Consider the following 14,860-nt stretch of genomic DNA (forward strand, 5'->3'; position numbering starts at 1 on the left):
CCGAGCGTGCACTCACCGCGAAAATCAGGCGGGTTTTTCGCGCTGAGTACACGTTCGGCGGGCCCAGGCTGCGGCGACGCGTCCCAGGATGCCGCCCTGAGTGTCTCCGGACGTGACCCGGATGGTTATCCACCCCAGATCTGGCAGTGCTTCGAAGCGAGCGATATCCCTGCGGAATTGCCCGCGATCGGTCCGATGGTGATCCCCTTCGTACTCGAGCGCGATTTTCACGTCCTCCCACCCCATGTCGAGGACGGCGACAAGCTCTCCGTAGTGGCCATAAACCGGGATCTGCGTTCGCGGTCGCGGATAGCCGGCGTCGATGAGCAGGAGCCGCAGCCACGTCTCCCGAGGCGATTCAGCGCCGGCGTCGACGAGGGCTAACGCGCGCCGCGCCCGCCGGATGTTGCGATGGCCTCCATAGCGTTGCGCCAGCAGTCGGGCTTCGGCCACCTCGAGCCCCGTTGCGCGCGCCAGCGCGTCGATGGCCGCTACCGCTTCGCCCACCGGGTAGCGGCAGGCCAGGTCGAAGGCGGTGCGTGCCGGGTTGGTTGCCGGTATCCCGCCGATCAGCTGGATCTCGTCGTCGGCAACCCGATCTGACCACGTACGGATGCCGCTCGGCGGACGTCGGTAGTCGTACAGCAATTCGGCCGGTGCACGATCTTCGACCCAGCTGGCGCCATGCAACGCCGACGCCGACTGCCCGGCGACGATGCCGCGGCGCCGCGACCACAGCCACGCGGCATGGGCGCGGGATCGAGCGGTGAGTTCTGCCCCCGAGGCGACGTACACGTCGGGGTGGATGGCGGAGAAGCGGCTGCGCAGCGCGTACGGCGTCAAACGGCCGGCCGCGACGGCCTCGCTGCCAATGAACGGCACCTGCATGGCAGGAGTGTGCCGTCGACATCCGACAGCCACGTCGAGCGTGCACTCAGCGCGAGAAATCCGCCGGAAACTCGCAAGGAGTGCACGTTCGGCGGAATGGAATCCTCAGCGGTTCTGGAAGTTGGGCTTGCGCTTCTCGGCGAACGCCCGGGGACCTTCCTTGGCGTCGTCGGACAGGAAGACCTTGATGCCGATCTGGGTGTCGATCTTGAAGGCCTCGTTCTCGTGCATGCCCTCGGTCTCGCGGATCGCCCGCAGGATCGCCTGCACGGCGAGCGGGCCGTTGTTCTCAATGATTTCGGCGACCTCGAGCGCCTTGGACAGCGCCTGCCCGTCGGGTACCACATGCCCGATCAGGCCCATCTCCTTGGCCTCGGCGGCGGTGATGTGCCGGCCGGTCAGCAGCAGGTCACACGCGACCGTGTAGGGAATCTGCCGCACCAGCCGCACGGCCGACCCGCCCATCGGGTACAGGCTCCACTTGGCCTCCGAGATGCCGAACTTGGCGCTCTCGCCGGCGATGCGGATGTCGGTGCCCTGCAGGATCTCGGTGCCGCCGGCGATCGCGGGGCCCTCGACGGCCGCGATGAGCGGCTTGGTCAGCCGGCGACCCTTCAGCAAAGCGTCGATTCGCGACGGGTCGTAGCTGCCGTCCTTGAACGACTCACCCGGCGGCTTCTTGGTTGCCGCCTTGAGGTCCATGCCGGCGCAGAAGTAGCCACCGGCCCCGGTCAGGATGCAGCACCGGATGTCGGGATCGTTGTCGACGCGGTCCCAGGCCTGCACCATGATTTCCATCATTTCGGTGCTCAGGGCGTTGCGGGCGTGCGGCCGGTTCAACGTGACGATCAGGGTGTGACCGCGCTGTTCCACCAGCGCGTCGTGCCCGGTTTCCTCGTTTGCTGGAGCCTCAGCCACGGCTACCGCCTCTCCCTCGAGAATGAGCATGAACTTGTCAGGAAATGTAACACGTTCTAATTTGGTGGCCGTGGCCCTGAATATTGCCGATCTCGCAGAGCACGCCATCGACGCTGTGCCGGACCGTGTCGCCCTGATCTGCGGTGACGAGAAGCTCACGTACGCGCAACTGGAGGAGAAGGCCAACCGCCTCGCCCACTACCTGATCGACCAGGGGGTGAAAAAGGACGACAAGGTCGGGCTGTACTGCCGCAACCGCATCGAGATCGTCATCGCGATGCTCGGCATCGTCAAGGCGGGCGCCATCCTGGTCAACGTCAACTACCGCTACGTCGAGGGCGAGCTTCGCTACCTGTTCGACAACTCCGACATGGTCGCCCTGGTGCACGAGCGCCAGTACTCCGACCGGGTGGCGAACGTGCTGCCGGACACGCCCAACGTCAAGACGATCCTGGTCATCGAGGACGGCTTCGACAACGACTACCAGCGCTACGGCGGGGTCGAGTTCTACTCGGCGATCGCGCAGGGTTCACCCGAGCGCGACTTCGGCGAGCGCAGCGCCGACGACATCTACTTGCTCTACACCGGCGGCACCACCGGATTCCCCAAGGGCGTGATGTGGCGCCACGAAGACATCTACCGGGTGCTGTTCGGCGGAACCGACTTCGCCACAGGCCAATTCGTCGAAGACGAGTACGACCTGGCCAAGGCCGCGGCCGCCAACCCGCCGATGGTCCGCTACCCGATCCCGCCGATGATCCACGGCGCCACCCAGTCGGCCACCTGGATGTCGATCTTCTCGGGTCAAACTACCGTGCTCGCACCGGAATTCAACGCCGACGAGGTTTGGCGCACGATCCACGAGCACAAGGTCAACCTGCTGTTCTTCACCGGCGACGCGATGGCACGGCCCCTGCTCGACGCGCTGCTCGCGCACCAGGAGCAGGGGAACCAATACGACCTGTCGTCGCTGTTCCTGCTCGCCAGCACGGCGGCCCTGTTCTCGCCGAGCATCAAGGAGAAGCTCCTCGAGTTGTTGCCCAACCGGGTCATCACCGACTCCATCGGCTCCTCGGAGACCGGATTCGGCGGCACCAGCATCGTCGCGAAAGACGCCCCGCACAGCGGCGGCCCCCGCGTGACCATCGACCACCGCACGGTCGTGCTCGACGAGGACGGCAACGAGGTCAAGCCGGGCTCGGGCGTGCGCGGGTTCATCGCCAAGAAGGGCAACATCCCGGTCGGCTACTACAAGGACGAGAAGAAGACTGCCGAGACGTTCAAGACCATCAACGGCGTCCGCTACGCGATCCCGGGCGACTGGGCGCTCGTGGAGGAGGACGGCACCGTCACGATGCTGGGCCGCGGCTCCGTCTCGATCAACAGCGGCGGCGAAAAGATCTACCCCGAGGAGGTCGAGGCGGCGCTCAAGGGCCACCCCGACGTCTTCGACGCCCTGGTGGTCGGCGTGCCCGATCCCCGGTACGGGCAGCACGTGGCCGCCGTCGTGCAGGCACGGCCCGGTACCCGGCCGACGCTCGCCGAACTGGACCGCTTCGTGCGCTCCGAGATCGCGGGATACAAAGTGCCGCGCAGCCTTTGGCTGGTCGACGAGGTCAAGCGCTCGCCGGCCGGCAAACCCGACTACCGCTGGGCCAAGGAGCAAACGGAGGCGCGGCCCGCCGACGACGTGCACGCCGCGCACGTAACCGCTTGACCCACTTCGTCAAGCAACACCCCGCCGCTCCCAGCGGCTACTTCGGGTGGGAAGCCGCCGGGCTGCGCTGGCTGGCCGGCGTCGACGGCGGCGTGCCGTGTGCCCACGTGGTCTCCGTCGACGCGACGAGCCTGGTCCTGCGCAGGCTTGATTCGGTGACGCCGACGCCCGATGCGGCGCGGGCGTTCGGTGGCCGGTTGGCCGTCACGCACGATGCCGGCGCCCCCGCCTTTGGCGCTGGGCCGCAAGGATGGGATGGACCCGGGTTCTTCGGCCCGCTTTCCCAGCCGCTGCCGATGTCGCTACGCCCGCGCGAGCACTGGGGCGAGTTCTACGCCGAGGAGCGGCTGGCGCCGATGGCCGAACGGGCGGCGGCACGGCTCGACGCCGCCACCCGCGGCGCGGTCGACTCCGTCATCCAGCGGTGCCGCGCCGGCGACTTCGACGACGACGACGGGCCCGCCCGGCTGCACGGCGACCTGTGGGGCGGCAACGTGATGTGGACGCCCGACGGGGTGGTGCTGATCGACCCGGCCGCGCACGCCGGCCACCGCGAGAGCGACCTGGCGATGCTCGCGCTGTTCGGCTGCCCGCACTACGACACCATCGTCGACGCCTACCAGCAGGTGCGGCCCCTGCGGGCCGGCTGGCGCAACCGCATCGGGCTGCACCAGCTGTTCCCCCTGCTGGCGCACGTCGTGCTGTTCGGCGGCGGGCACGCCCAGCGGACGCACGCCTGCGCCCGCGCCGCGTTGGCCCTGTAGCCACGGCGTCTACTGTTGATCGCGATGACGGTCGATGTGTGGATGCAGCATCCCACTGCGCGGTTCCTGCGCAGCGACATGCTGGCATCCCTGCGGCGCTGGACCGGCGACTCCATACCGGACTCCGACGTCCCGATCGAGGCGAGTATCGCGACAATGGACGCCGCCGGCGTCCGCTTCGGGCTGCTCAGCGCGTGGCGCGGCCCCGGTGGGCAGGACCTGATCTCCAACGACGAGGTCGCCGCGTGGATCAACCTGCACCCGAAGCGGTTTGGCGGCCTGGCCGCGGTAGACCTCGACCGACCGATGGAAGCGGTGCGCGAACTGCGCCGACGCGTTCGGGACGGCTTCCTGGGCTTGCGGGTGGTGCCGTGGTTGTGGAACGCGCCGCCCACCGATCGCCGGTACTATCCGCTGTTCGCCGAATGTGTGGAGCTGGGGGTGCCGTTTTGCACCCAGGTGGGCCATACCGGTCCGCTGCGGCCCTCGGAGACCGGCCGCCCCATTCCCTATATCGACCAGGTCGCACTCGACTTCCCCGAGCTGGTGATCGTCTGCGGGCACGTCGGCTATCCGTGGACCGAGGAGATGGTCGCGGTCGCCCGCAAACACGAGAACGTCTACATCGACACGTCGGCGTACACGATCAAGCGGCTTCCGGACGAGCTGATCCGGTTCATGAAAACCGGTACCGGACAACGCAAAGTCCTGTTCGGTAGTAACTATCCGATGATGACCCACGCGCACGCCCTGGCTGGGCTGGCCGACCTCGACCTGGCCGACGAGGGCCGAGACTTCTTGCACGGCAACGCCGAGCGCGTTTTCAAATTGGAGGCGAACAGGTGAACGGTGCCCAGGCCCTGATCAACACCCTGGTCGACGGTGGCGTCGACGTGTGCTTCGCCAACCCGGGCACCTCCGAGATGCACTTTGTGGCAGCAATGGACACCGTCCCGCAAATGCGTGGCGTGCTGGCCCTGTTCGAGGGCGTCGCCACCGGGGCGGCCGACGGCTACGCCCGGATCGCCGGCCGGCCGGCGGCGGTGCTGCTGCATCTGGGCCCCGGCTTGGGTAACGGCCTGGCCAACCTGCACAACGCCCGCCGCGCTCAGGTGCCGATGGTGGTGGTCGTCGGCGACCACGCCACGTACCACAAAAAGTACGACGCCCCACTGGAATCCGACATCGACGCGCTCGCCGGAACCGTCTCGGGGTGGGTGCGCCGCACCGAACGCACCGCGAACGTCGCCTCCGACGCCGCGGAGGCGATCGCCGCGAGCCGCGCGGGCTCGCTGATTTCGACGCTGATCCTGCCCGCCGACACGTCATGGTCGGACGGGGCGCAACCCGTCGCGACGACACCCGCGGAGCCGGCGGGGGCAGAGCCGCGGTTGGCGTTCGAGGTGATCGAGGTGCTGCGGTCGGGGGAGCCGACGGTCGTCATGATCGGCGGCGACGCCACTCGCGGGCCGGGCCTTGCCGCCGCAGCCCGGATCGCGCAGGCGACCGGCGCGCGGCTGTTGTGCGAGACGTTCCCGACGCGGCTGGAGCGCGGCGCTGGCGTTCCCGCGGTCGAGCGGTTGGCCTATTTCGCGGAGGCGGCCGCCGCCCAGCTGGACGGCGCCAAGCATCTGGTGCTGGCGGGCGCCAAGTCGCCGGTGTCCTTCTTCGCCTACCCGGGTATGCCCAGTGACCTCGTCCCGGCCGGCTGTGAGGTGCATCTGCTCGCCGGGCACAGCGGTGCCGCCGAGGCGCTCGGCGCGGTGGCCGACGAGCTCGCGCCCGACACCGTTGCGCCCGTTGCCGTTGCGGCGCGGCCCCCGCTGCCGACGGGTGCCCTGACGTCCGCATCGGCGGCCGACGTGATCGGGGCGCTGCTGCCGGAGGACGCGATCGTCGTCGACGAGTCGAACACCTCCGGCGTGCTGCTCGCCCAGGCCACCGCGGGGGCGCCGGCCCATGATTGGCTGACGTTGACCGGCGGCGCGATCGGCTACGGCATCCCGGCCGCCGTGGGCGCCGCGGTCGCCGCCCCCGGTCGACCGGTGCTCTGCCTGGAATCCGACGGGTCCGCGATGTACACGATCTCCGGGTTGTGGACTCAGGCGCGGGAAAACCTCGACGTGACCACCGTGATCTACGACAACAGCGCTTACGACATCTTGCGGATCGAGTTGGCGCGGGTGGGAGCCGGATCGGCTCCCGGGCCCAAGGCGCTCGACCTACTCGACTTGTCCCGGCCCACCATGGATTTCGTCAAGATCAGCGAAGGGATGGGCGTGCCGGCCCGCCGCGTCACGACCGCCGAGGAACTTACCGACGCGCTGCGGCACGCTCTGAGCGAACCCGGGCCGCACCTGATCGACGCCGTGGTGCCATCAATAACGGGCTAACCCCGGAAGTCGGCTGAGGACCCACTCCGACATCGCGTTGAGGACATCGACGCCCGTCTCCAGCACCCCGTCATGAACCCTGGCGGCCAGGGCCACGCCCCACTGCCCCGACGGCGTGGGCACGATCCCGAATTGCCGCACCAGATAGTCGCCGTGCATTCCCGGCCCCCAACCGCCCTTGGCCGCAAAGCCTTTGGCGGCCAATCCCCAGCGATGACCGCTGCTGAGGCGCTGCATCAGGTTGATGACATCGGACGAATCGGGTATTGACGGCAACTCCGCCGCGAAGCGCGCTTGCCGCTGCAGGGTCCATTGCGTCTGACCGAACGCGGTATAGCCGTGCCGGAGCCGACGCGATTCCACGACCGTGGCGGTGTCACCACCCTCGGCGATCACGCCCTGCACGCGGCGCGCCGCTTCCTCGGGATCGCCCAAACCGGACCACAATCGCTCCGACGCGTGATTGTCGGACTCGGTGATGGCCTTGACGGCCAGGTCCTTCGCGAGCAACCAATCGCAGCGCAGCGCCGCAATCGCCAACGGCACCTTGATCGTCGACCACGCGACACCCGACCACCATCGCCCCAGCGAATAGGTGCGGTCCTGCCGGGCGATCGCGATGCCCACCTCCGCTGGCACCGCGGCGGACAACTGATCGAAGCTCGCTTCGAGCGCGGTCTCCAGGGGCCGGGAAGTCATGCGCTGATCGGACCAACCATCGCGTCTCCTTCGATCCCGACCTGTCTGTGCCGTCAAGCATTATCGTCGACGGTCCCATCGCACAGCGCGCCGCGGGGGACGGCGCGTCGCTAGCCCGGCGGCAGCGGCGGCAGCGGAAGTCCCGGTTCCTGCGGCGGCGGTTCCCAGGTGGAACGCTCCGGCTGCTCCAACACCAGCGGCGGCGGAGGCGGCAGGGGAGGGGGCGGTGGCACCGGATCGCCGGCGGCGCAGCCGGCGCCGAAACCGAGCGCCGCGCCGCCGAGCGACGCGAGGAGGGCCGACCCGGCGATCAAGTCACGAATTTTCGGCATGAGCCGACGTTCCCCTTCCCGTTAGCGGCTGGATCCGCACTACAGGATCGTCGCAGTCGACGCCCTGCGCCGCCAGCTGGCGCTTGAGCACCTTGAAGGTGACCGTGCGCGGGAGTTCCGCGCTGACCCGGACGTAGGACGGCCACTGTTTGGGTCCCAAGTCGGGCTGCTCGGCGAGGAAGGCGCGGAACTTCTCGGCGTCGAACTCGGCCCCGGGCGTCAGCACCAGCGCGGCCATCACTTGGTCCCCGACCACCGGGTCGGGCACCGCGTACACGGCCACCTCCGTCACGTCGGGGTGCCGCAGCAGCACCCGCTCGATCGGAGCGGCGCCGAGGTTTTCACCGTCGACGCGCATCCAGTCGCCCAGCCGCCCAGCGAAGTACGCATAGCCGGCGTCGTCGCGGTAGGCGAGGTCGCCGGTGTGGTAGACGCCGCCCGCCATCCGCTCGGCCTCGGCGGCCTCGTCTTTGTAGTAGCCCTCGAACCGGCCCGCGCCGGCGGTGTTGACCAGCTCGCCGACCACGCCCACGGGGCAGGGTTCACCGGTATCGGGGTCGACGATGTCGACGCCCTCGGGAAGCGGGCCCAACGCACCATCCGGGGTGTCCGGGGTGCGCGCGATCGCCACACCACCTTCGGTGGAGCCGAATCCGTCCTGCACGACGCACCCGAACCGGCGCGCGAAGCGTTCGACGTCGCGGGGCACGCCCTCGTTGCCGTACACCGCTCGCAGCGGGTTGTCCGCATCGTCGGGCTGCTCGGGCGTGGCCAGCACGTAGGACAGGGGCTTGCCGACATAGTTGGCGTAGGTGGCGCCGAAACGGCGGACGTCGACGAGGAAGTTGGAGGCCGAGAACTTGCGTCGCAACGCCAGTGAGCCCTGGCACGCGGCCGCCACCGCCCAGCCGACCAAGACCGCGTTGGAATGAAACAGCGGCATCGACACGTAACAGACGTCGTCACGGCCGAGGTCGAATCGCTGGCTCATCGTCACGCCCGCGATCGCGACCTTGCCGTGGCTGCACTTCACCGCCTTGGGTTCGCCGCTGGTGCCCGAGGTGAAGATCAGCATGAATAGGTCCGTGGCCGTTGCCGATTGGAAGTGCGGTTCGGCGTCGCGATGTGCGGCCACTTCGTCGGCCCACTCGGCGGAGTCCACGTTCACGTGGTCGAGGTCGCCCAGTGCGGCAGCCGAACCGGAGTCGGCCAGCACCACCTGGCAGTCGGCGTGCGCGATGTCGCGGGCCAGCGCGTCGCCGCGGCGCACCGGGTTGAGCCCCACCGGCACGATCCCCGACATGCCGGCCGCCGTCAGCATCGCCGAGAAGAACGGGGTGTTCTCCAACAGCACGCCCACGTGCGGCGGCTTCGCGGGGTCGAGACGGTCCCGCAGCGCGGCCGCGATGGCGGCGCCGTGACGCAGGTGATCCCGCCAGGTGGTGTACGTGTCTTCGAAGTAGACGCCCCGGTCGTCGATCTCTGCCAGCGGCGCCAGCAGCTTGGTGACCGTCGGGTCGGGAGGAAGCACGAAGGTCAATGCGCCGGCCCGCCCCCTCCCCGCTTCGCGGCGGGGGATGCCCCCACCTCAGTCCCTTGCACGGACTGCATCGTCGCCCGGGCGGTCAGGCGGGGGTTTCCGCCAGCTCGCGGCCGATCCGGCGCAGCTGGCCGGTGGCGCCCCCCAGCGCGAACTCGGCCTCCTTGGCCGCCAGGAAGTAGCGGTGCACCGGGTGATCGGTGTCGACGCCGACGCCGCCGTGCACGTGCACGATAGTGTGCGCCACCCGGTGTCCGGCGTCGGCGGCCCAGAACGCGGCGCTGGCCACGTCGATCTCGGCGGGAACATCCTCGGAGACGCGCCAGGCCGCCTGAGTGAGGGTGAGCCGCAAGCCCTTGATGTCGATGTAGCCGTCGGCCAGCCGCTGCGACACCGCCTGGAAGCTGCCGATCGGGCGGTCGAATTGCTCCCGCTCCCTGGCGTATTCGGCGGTGAGCTGCAACCCGCGTTCGAGCACGCCCAGCTGGAAAGCGCTGCGGCCCAACGCCGCGAGGGTGTCGAGCCAGACGACGACCTCGGCGCCGCCGACCAGCCGGGCGCCGTCCACCTGCGTGCCGTCCAGCGCCAGGTGTCCGACACTGCCCAGGCCCGTCGTCTCCAGCGCGGTCACCGAGACGCCGGGATCGCCGGCGGCGACCAGGAAAACGGCGGTGCCGGAATCAGTCTCGGCCGGGACGAGGACGGCGTCGGCCACCGGTCCGAACCCGACCTGGGTGCGGGTGCCGGTGAGGCGGTAGCCGTCACCGGCGCGGGTGGCCTGCACCGGTCCCTCACCCATCTCGCCGAGGAGCGCGACGGTGAGGATCTTCTCGCCGCTGACCGCGGGTGCACCCCAATCCTGTTGCAGCTCTTCGGTGCCGAACCGCGCCAAGGCTCCGGCGCCCAGCATCACCGATTCCAGGTACGGCACGGCCGCCAACTGGTGACCCAGCGCCACCAGGATGGCGACCTGCTCGAGCACCCCGAATCCGTCGCCGCCCACTGAGGTGGCCGAGGCGCTGGTCAGGATGCCGGCGTCGACGAGTTTGCCCCACAGCGCACGGTCGAACCGTTGGTCGAGCTTGTCGAGTTCACGGTGGTGTTCCGGTGTGCATACCGAGTCCACGATCGTGTCGACCAGTCCGCCGAGATCGGTGGCCGCTTCGGTTGTCGAAAAGTCCATCGTTGTTCGTCCTTCAGGGAAGTGGGGCTCAGCGGTTACGGGGCAGTCCCAGCGCGACCATGCCGATGATGTCGCGCTGCACTTCGTTGGTGCCGCCGCCGAAGGTCAGGATCAGGCACGCGCGGTGCATCCGCTCGACCCGGCCGCGCAGCAGCGCCCCCGGCGAATTCTGGCGAACCGTGGCCGCCGTCCCCAGCACCTCCATCAGCAGCCGGTAGGCCTCGGTGGCCAACTCGGTGCCGTACACCTTGGCCGCCGACGCGTCCGCCGGGTTGAGCGATTCGCCGTCCGACGACGCCAACTCCCAGTTGATCAGCTTGAGCACCTCGGCCTTGGCGTGCACCCGGGCCAGGTTGATCTGCACCCACTCCGAATCGATCAGCCGGGCGCCGCTGGAATCCTTGGTGTTCTGCGCCCACTCGCGAACCTCTTGCAGCGCGAGGAAGATCGGTTGCGCCGATACCAGGGCGACGCGTTCGTGGTTGAGCTGGTTGGTGACCAGCTTCCACCCGCCGTTCTCCTCACCGATCAGGTTGGTCACCGGGACCCGCACGTCGGAGTAATAGGTGGCGCTGGTGTCCACACCCGCCATGGTGTGCACCGGCGTCCACGAGAAACCTTCGGCCGTCGTCGGCACGGTCAGCATCGAGATGCCGCGGTGTTTCTTTGCCTCGGGGTTGGTGCGCACCGCGAGCCACACCCAGTCGGCGTACGCGATCAGGCTGGTCCACATCTTCTGGCCGTTGATCACATAGTCGTCGCCGTCGCGGACGGCGGTGGTGCGCAGATTGGCGAGGTCGGTGCCGGCGCCCGGCTCCGAGTAGCCGATGGAGAAGTGCAATTCGCCCGCGGCGATCCTGGGCAGGAAGAACTTCTTCTGTTCTTCGGTGCCGAACGCCATGATCGTCGGCGCGACGCTGTTGATGGTCAGGAACGGCACGGGCACGCCGGCGATCGCGGCCTCATCGGTGAAAATCAGCGAATCCATCGGGGAGCGGTCCTGGCCGCCGTACTCCTTGGGCCAGTTCAGCGTCAGCCAGCCGTCCTTGCCCATCTGCGCGACGGTGTCGCGGTACGCGGTGCCGGTCCCGACCTCGCCGCCGCCCGAGGAGGTCAGCGCCTCGCGGCGCTCCGGCGTCATGAGCCTGGTGAAGTACGACCGCAATTCGCGACGCAGCTCCTCCTGTTCAGGGGTGTAACTGATGCGCATCCCAGCCGTCCTTTGTTAACGTGATTCGCCTCGATTAGCCGACGTTACTCGGCCGACCACTACCCGTTCGTCTCCCCGGTTGTAACACGTTCTAGTCTGAGATTCCAGCGACCGTTTCCCTAGCGGTATCCGGGCCCTATGGTGGTCCTACATACTGATGGGGCCATGTCCTCGTGTGAAGGCCAGGTGCAAGGAGGGTGCTGTGCGGGTGATCGTCGACCACGACCGGTGTGAAGGTAACGCTGTGTGCTTGGGAATCGCGCCGGATATCTTCGACCTGGACGACGAGGACTATGCCGTCGTGAAGCTGGACCCGATCCCCGCCGATCAAGAGCAGCTGGCCGAGCAGGCGATCGCCGAATGCCCGCGGGCCGCGCTGTTGCGCGGCGACTAATTCGAGCCCCACTGCGGCCTGAGAAACTAGAGGTATTCATAAATTGACTAGCAGCGCGAACGCGACCGATCTATCCGGGAAGGTCGCGGTGGTGACCGGTGCCGCCGCGGGACTGGGTAGGGCGGAGGCACTGGGCCTGGCCCGGCTGGGCGCGACCGTCGTTGTCAACGACATCGCCACCGCCCTGGACGCCTCCGACGTGATCGACGAGATCAACTCGGCCGGCTCCAAGGCCGTCGCGGTGGCCGGCGACATCAGCCAACGCGCAACCGCCGACGAGTTGGTCGCCCAGGCCGACGGTCTCGGGGGGCTCGACATCGTCGTCAACAACGCGGGCATCACGCGCGACCGGATGCTGTTCAACATGTCCGACGAGGAGTGGGATCTGGTCATCGCGGTGCACCTGCGCGGCCACTTCCTGCTGACCCGCAACGCCGCCACCTACTGGCGGTCGAAGGCCAAGGACACGGGTGGAACTGTCTTCGGTCGCCTGGTCAACACCGCGTCCGAGGCGGGGTTGGTCGGCCCGGTGGGTCAGGCCAACTACGGGGCTGCCAAGGCCGGCATCATCTCGCTTACCCTGACGGCCGCGCGGGCGCTGGGTCGCTACGGCGTGTGCGCCAACGCCATCTGTCCTCGGGCCCGCACTGCGATGACGGCCGACGTCTTCGGTGCGGCGCCGGACGTGGAGGCCGGCGGGATCGACCCGCTGTCGCCGGAGCACGTCGTGAGCCTGGTCAAGTTCCTGTCATCTCCGGCGGCCGCGGAAGTCAATGGGCAGGTGTTCATCGTGTACGGGCCGCAGGTGACTCTGGTTGCCGCGCCGACGGCGGAGCATCGATTCAGCGCAGAGGGACCGGCCTGGGAGCCCGGGCAACTGAGCGCGACGCTGCAGAATTACTTTGCTGGGCGGGATCCCGAGCGCAATTTTTCGGCGGTCGCACTGATGGAACAATAACCGTGTGAGATTAGTTCCTGGGGGGGAATTAGCAGGTAGAACGTGTGTCAATTTTCAAAAATGTAACGGTGTCTGACCTGGGTAATTAACGTTCGAGATAAAGAAATTCTTTTCATTGACACCCTTATATTGTTCTGGGTTAATATGATCCGTCTCAAATCGAGCCGCATGCGACGGAAGACACCGCTAAAGGCGACGACCAGACTTCGCCGTGAGCAGCCGAGGGGGTAGCCAAGTTGAGGGAACAACTTGCGGTTCCCGCTCGCGCCGTCGGTGGGTTCTTCGAAATGATGATCGACACCGGCCGGCAGACTTTTCGCCGGCCGTTCCAACTGGGCGAGTTCTTGGAACAGACCTGGATGATCGCGCGGGTATCGCTCGTCCCCACGCTGCTGGTGTCCATCCCGTTCACCGTGTTGGTGGCGTTCACGCTCAACATCCTGCTGCGGGAGATCGGGGCCGCCGACTTGTCCGGCGCCGGAACGGCGTTCGGCACCATCACGCAGCTGGGTCCGGTGGTGACCGTGCTCGTCGTGGCCGGTGCGGGTGCCACCGCGATCTGCGCCGACCTCGGTGCGCGCACCATCCGCGAAGAGATCGACGCGATGCGGGTGCTGGGCATCGATCCGATTCAGCGGCTCGTCGTGCCCCGGGTGCTGGCGTCCACCGTCGTGGCCCTGCTGCTCAACGGCCTGGTGTGCGCCATCGGCCTCTCCGGCGGCTACGTGTTCTCCGTCTTCCTGCAGGGCGTCAACCCGGGTGCGTTCATCAACGGGTTGACGGTGTTGACCGGGCTGCGCGAGCTGGTTCTCGCCGAGGCCAAGGCGTTGCTGTTCGGCGTGATGGCCGGGCTTGTCGGCTGTTACCGCGGTCTGACCGTGAAGGGCGGACCCAAGGGCGTCGGCAATGCCGTCAACGAGACGGTCGTGTACGCGTTCATCTGTCTGTTCGTGATCAACGTGGTGATGACCGCCATCGGCGTCCGGATTTCGGCGAAGTGAGCACTCGATGAGCTACGACGTAACCTACCGGCTGCGCACCCTCGCCTCCCGGCTGCAGGAGCCGGTCGACGACTTCGGTGAGCAGGCCTTGTTCTACGGCCAGACGGTTCGTCACATCCCCCACGCGATCACCAAATACCGCAAAGAGACGGTTCGGCTGATCGCCGAAATGACGATGGGCGCCGGGGCCCTCGTCATGATCGGCGGCACGGTAGGTGTTGCCGCGTTCCTGACGCTGGCCTCTGGCGGTGTCATCGCGGTGCAGGGTTACTCGTCACTGGGGAACATCGGCATCGAAGCGCTGACCGGATTTCTGTCGGCCTTCCTCAATGTCCGCGTGGTTGCTCCGGTGATCGCCGGCATCGCGCTGGCGGCTACCATCGGCGCCGGCGCCACCGCGCAGCTGGGCGCCATGCGGGTGTCCGAGGAGATCGACGCCGTCGAATGCATGGCGGTGGAATCGGTGTCCTACCTGGTGTCCACCCGGCTGATCGCCGGGCTCATCGCGATCATTCCGCTATATTCACTGTCGGTACTCGCCGCGTTCTTCGCCGCCCGATTCACGACCGTGTACATCAACGGGCAGTCGAAGGGTCTCTATGACCACTATTTCAATACGTTCCTCATCCCGTCGGACCTGCTGTGGTCGTTCCTGCAGGCGGTCGTGATGTCCATCGCGGTGATGCTGGTCCATACCTATTACGGCTACAACGCGCGCGGCGGCCCGGTCGGCGTCGGCATCGCGGTCGGCCAGGCCGTGCGAACCTCACTGATCGTCGTTGTCGTCATCACCTTGTGCATCTCACTCGCCGTCTACGGCGCGTCCGGTAACTTCAACCTCTCCGGGTAAGAGGACCGCTTAA

The 14,860-nt window shown here is 67.7% G+C and carries 15 protein-coding genes; 8 read left to right on the forward strand and 7 right to left on the reverse strand.

The genetic code is table 11. The features are described from left to right. Positions 1-24 precede the first annotated feature (24 nt). On the reverse strand, positions 25-888 hold the full coding sequence (locus tag ACEL92_RS03310; protein ID WP_374024223.1) for a hypothetical protein: 864 nt from the start codon (positions 886-888) through the stop codon (positions 25-27). A gap of 105 nt (positions 889-993) precedes the next feature. Next, positions 994-1,836, reverse strand: a complete 843-nt coding sequence (locus ACEL92_RS03315) for a crotonase/enoyl-CoA hydratase family protein (protein WP_374024224.1) — start codon at positions 1,834-1,836, stop codon at positions 994-996. Between the two features lie 34 nt (positions 1,837-1,870). On the opposite strand from ACEL92_RS03315, the gene ACEL92_RS03320 reads away from it, so the two are divergent. From ACEL92_RS03320 to ACEL92_RS03335, 4 genes are read left to right on the forward strand one after another with little or no spacing between them, the layout of a single operon-like run. Further along, on the forward strand, positions 1,871-3,523 hold the full coding sequence (locus tag ACEL92_RS03320; RefSeq protein ID WP_374024225.1) for an acyl-CoA synthetase: 1,653 nt from the start codon (positions 1,871-1,873) through the stop codon (positions 3,521-3,523). Beyond that, entirely contained in the window at positions 3,520-4,287 is a 768-nt protein-coding gene (locus ACEL92_RS03325; protein ID WP_374024226.1) for a fructosamine kinase family protein, read from the forward strand. Before ACEL92_RS03320 ends, ACEL92_RS03325 begins: the two co-directional genes overlap by 4 nt. Before the next feature lie 24 nt (positions 4,288-4,311). Further along, positions 4,312-5,133, forward strand: a complete 822-nt coding sequence (locus tag ACEL92_RS03330; protein ID WP_374024227.1) for an amidohydrolase family protein — start codon at positions 4,312-4,314, stop codon at positions 5,131-5,133. After that, positions 5,130-6,680: an acetolactate synthase large subunit gene (locus tag ACEL92_RS03335; RefSeq protein WP_374024228.1), complete on the forward strand. Its 1,551-nt coding sequence runs from the start codon at positions 5,130-5,132 to the stop codon at positions 6,678-6,680. The genes ACEL92_RS03330 and ACEL92_RS03335 overlap by 4 nt, the downstream gene beginning before the upstream one ends. Here the strand turns inward: ACEL92_RS03335 and ACEL92_RS03340 are convergent. The 5 genes from ACEL92_RS03340 to ACEL92_RS03360 form a co-directional block, all read right to left on the reverse strand. Then, on the reverse strand, positions 6,666-7,379 hold the full coding sequence (locus ACEL92_RS03340; RefSeq protein ID WP_374024229.1) for a hypothetical protein: 714 nt from the start codon (positions 7,377-7,379) through the stop codon (positions 6,666-6,668). The two genes, ACEL92_RS03335 and ACEL92_RS03340, sit on opposite strands and share 15 nt — an antisense overlap. 110 nt (positions 7,380-7,489) lie before the next feature. Continuing rightward, positions 7,490-7,711 carry a hypothetical protein gene (locus tag ACEL92_RS03345; protein ID WP_374024230.1) on the reverse strand — a complete coding sequence of 74 codons (222 nt, stop codon included), beginning with the start codon at positions 7,709-7,711 and terminating at the stop codon, positions 7,490-7,492. Continuing rightward, positions 7,695-9,242: a long-chain-fatty-acid--CoA ligase FadD17 gene (gene fadD17, locus ACEL92_RS03350; RefSeq protein WP_374024231.1), complete on the reverse strand. Its 1,548-nt coding sequence runs from the start codon at positions 9,240-9,242 to the stop codon at positions 7,695-7,697. Before fadD17 ends, ACEL92_RS03345 begins: the two co-directional genes overlap by 17 nt. 94 nt (positions 9,243-9,336) lie before the next feature. Continuing rightward, on the reverse strand, positions 9,337-10,434 hold the full coding sequence (locus tag ACEL92_RS03355; protein WP_374024232.1) for an acyl-CoA dehydrogenase family protein: 1,098 nt from the start codon (positions 10,432-10,434) through the stop codon (positions 9,337-9,339). A gap of 28 nt (positions 10,435-10,462) precedes the next feature. Then, positions 10,463-11,644: an acyl-CoA dehydrogenase gene (locus ACEL92_RS03360; protein WP_374024233.1), complete on the reverse strand. Its 1,182-nt coding sequence runs from the start codon at positions 11,642-11,644 to the stop codon at positions 10,463-10,465. A 202-nt stretch (positions 11,645-11,846) separates the two neighbouring features. On the opposite strand from ACEL92_RS03360, the gene ACEL92_RS03365 reads away from it, so the two are divergent. The 4 genes from ACEL92_RS03365 to ACEL92_RS03380 all read left to right on the forward strand — a co-directional run bounded on the left by ACEL92_RS03365 (position 11,847) and on the right by ACEL92_RS03380 (position 14,847). Continuing rightward, a complete protein-coding gene (locus ACEL92_RS03365; protein WP_067280870.1) occupies positions 11,847-12,038 on the forward strand; it encodes a ferredoxin in 192 nt (63 codons plus the stop codon). Positions 12,039-12,081: 43 nt separating this feature from the next. Next, entirely contained in the window at positions 12,082-12,996 is a 915-nt protein-coding gene (locus ACEL92_RS03370; RefSeq protein WP_374024234.1) for a 3-oxoacyl-ACP reductase, read from the forward strand. A 236-nt stretch (positions 12,997-13,232) separates the two neighbouring features. Then, positions 13,233-13,997 (forward strand): MlaE family ABC transporter permease, encoded by a 765-nt coding sequence (locus ACEL92_RS03375; RefSeq protein ID WP_374024235.1) that lies wholly within the window; start codon positions 13,233-13,235, stop codon positions 13,995-13,997. A gap of 7 nt (positions 13,998-14,004) precedes the next feature. Beyond that, positions 14,005-14,847, forward strand: a complete 843-nt coding sequence (locus tag ACEL92_RS03380; protein ID WP_374024236.1) for an MlaE family ABC transporter permease — start codon at positions 14,005-14,007, stop codon at positions 14,845-14,847. The last annotated feature ends 13 nt before the right edge of the window (positions 14,848-14,860 follow it).

Source organism: Mycobacterium hainanense, assembly GCF_041890355.1.
Lineage (GTDB): Bacteria > Actinomycetota > Actinomycetes > Mycobacteriales > Mycobacteriaceae > Mycobacterium > Mycobacterium hainanense.

Coding starts and splice junctions, on each gene's coding strand:
- ACEL92_RS03380 (WP_374024236.1), top strand. CDS start 14,005: ATGAGCTACGACGTAACCTACCGGCTGCGCACCCTCGCCTCCCGGCTG.
- ACEL92_RS03360 (WP_374024233.1), bottom strand. CDS start 11,644: ATGCGCATCAGTTACACCCCTGAACAGGAGGAGCTGCGTCGCGAATTG.
- ACEL92_RS03315 (WP_374024224.1), bottom strand. CDS start 1,836: ATGCTCATTCTCGAGGGAGAGGCGGTAGCCGTGGCTGAGGCTCCAGCA.
- ACEL92_RS03345 (WP_374024230.1), bottom strand. CDS start 7,711: ATGCCGAAAATTCGTGACTTGATCGCCGGGTCGGCCCTCCTCGCGTCG.
- ACEL92_RS03330 (WP_374024227.1), top strand. CDS start 4,312: ATGACGGTCGATGTGTGGATGCAGCATCCCACTGCGCGGTTCCTGCGC.
- ACEL92_RS03340 (WP_374024229.1), bottom strand. CDS start 7,379: ATGACTTCCCGGCCCCTGGAGACCGCGCTCGAAGCGAGCTTCGATCAG.
- ACEL92_RS03355 (WP_374024232.1), bottom strand. CDS start 10,434: ATGGACTTTTCGACAACCGAAGCGGCCACCGATCTCGGCGGACTGGTC.
- ACEL92_RS03310 (WP_374024223.1), bottom strand. CDS start 888: ATGCAGGTGCCGTTCATTGGCAGCGAGGCCGTCGCGGCCGGCCGTTTG.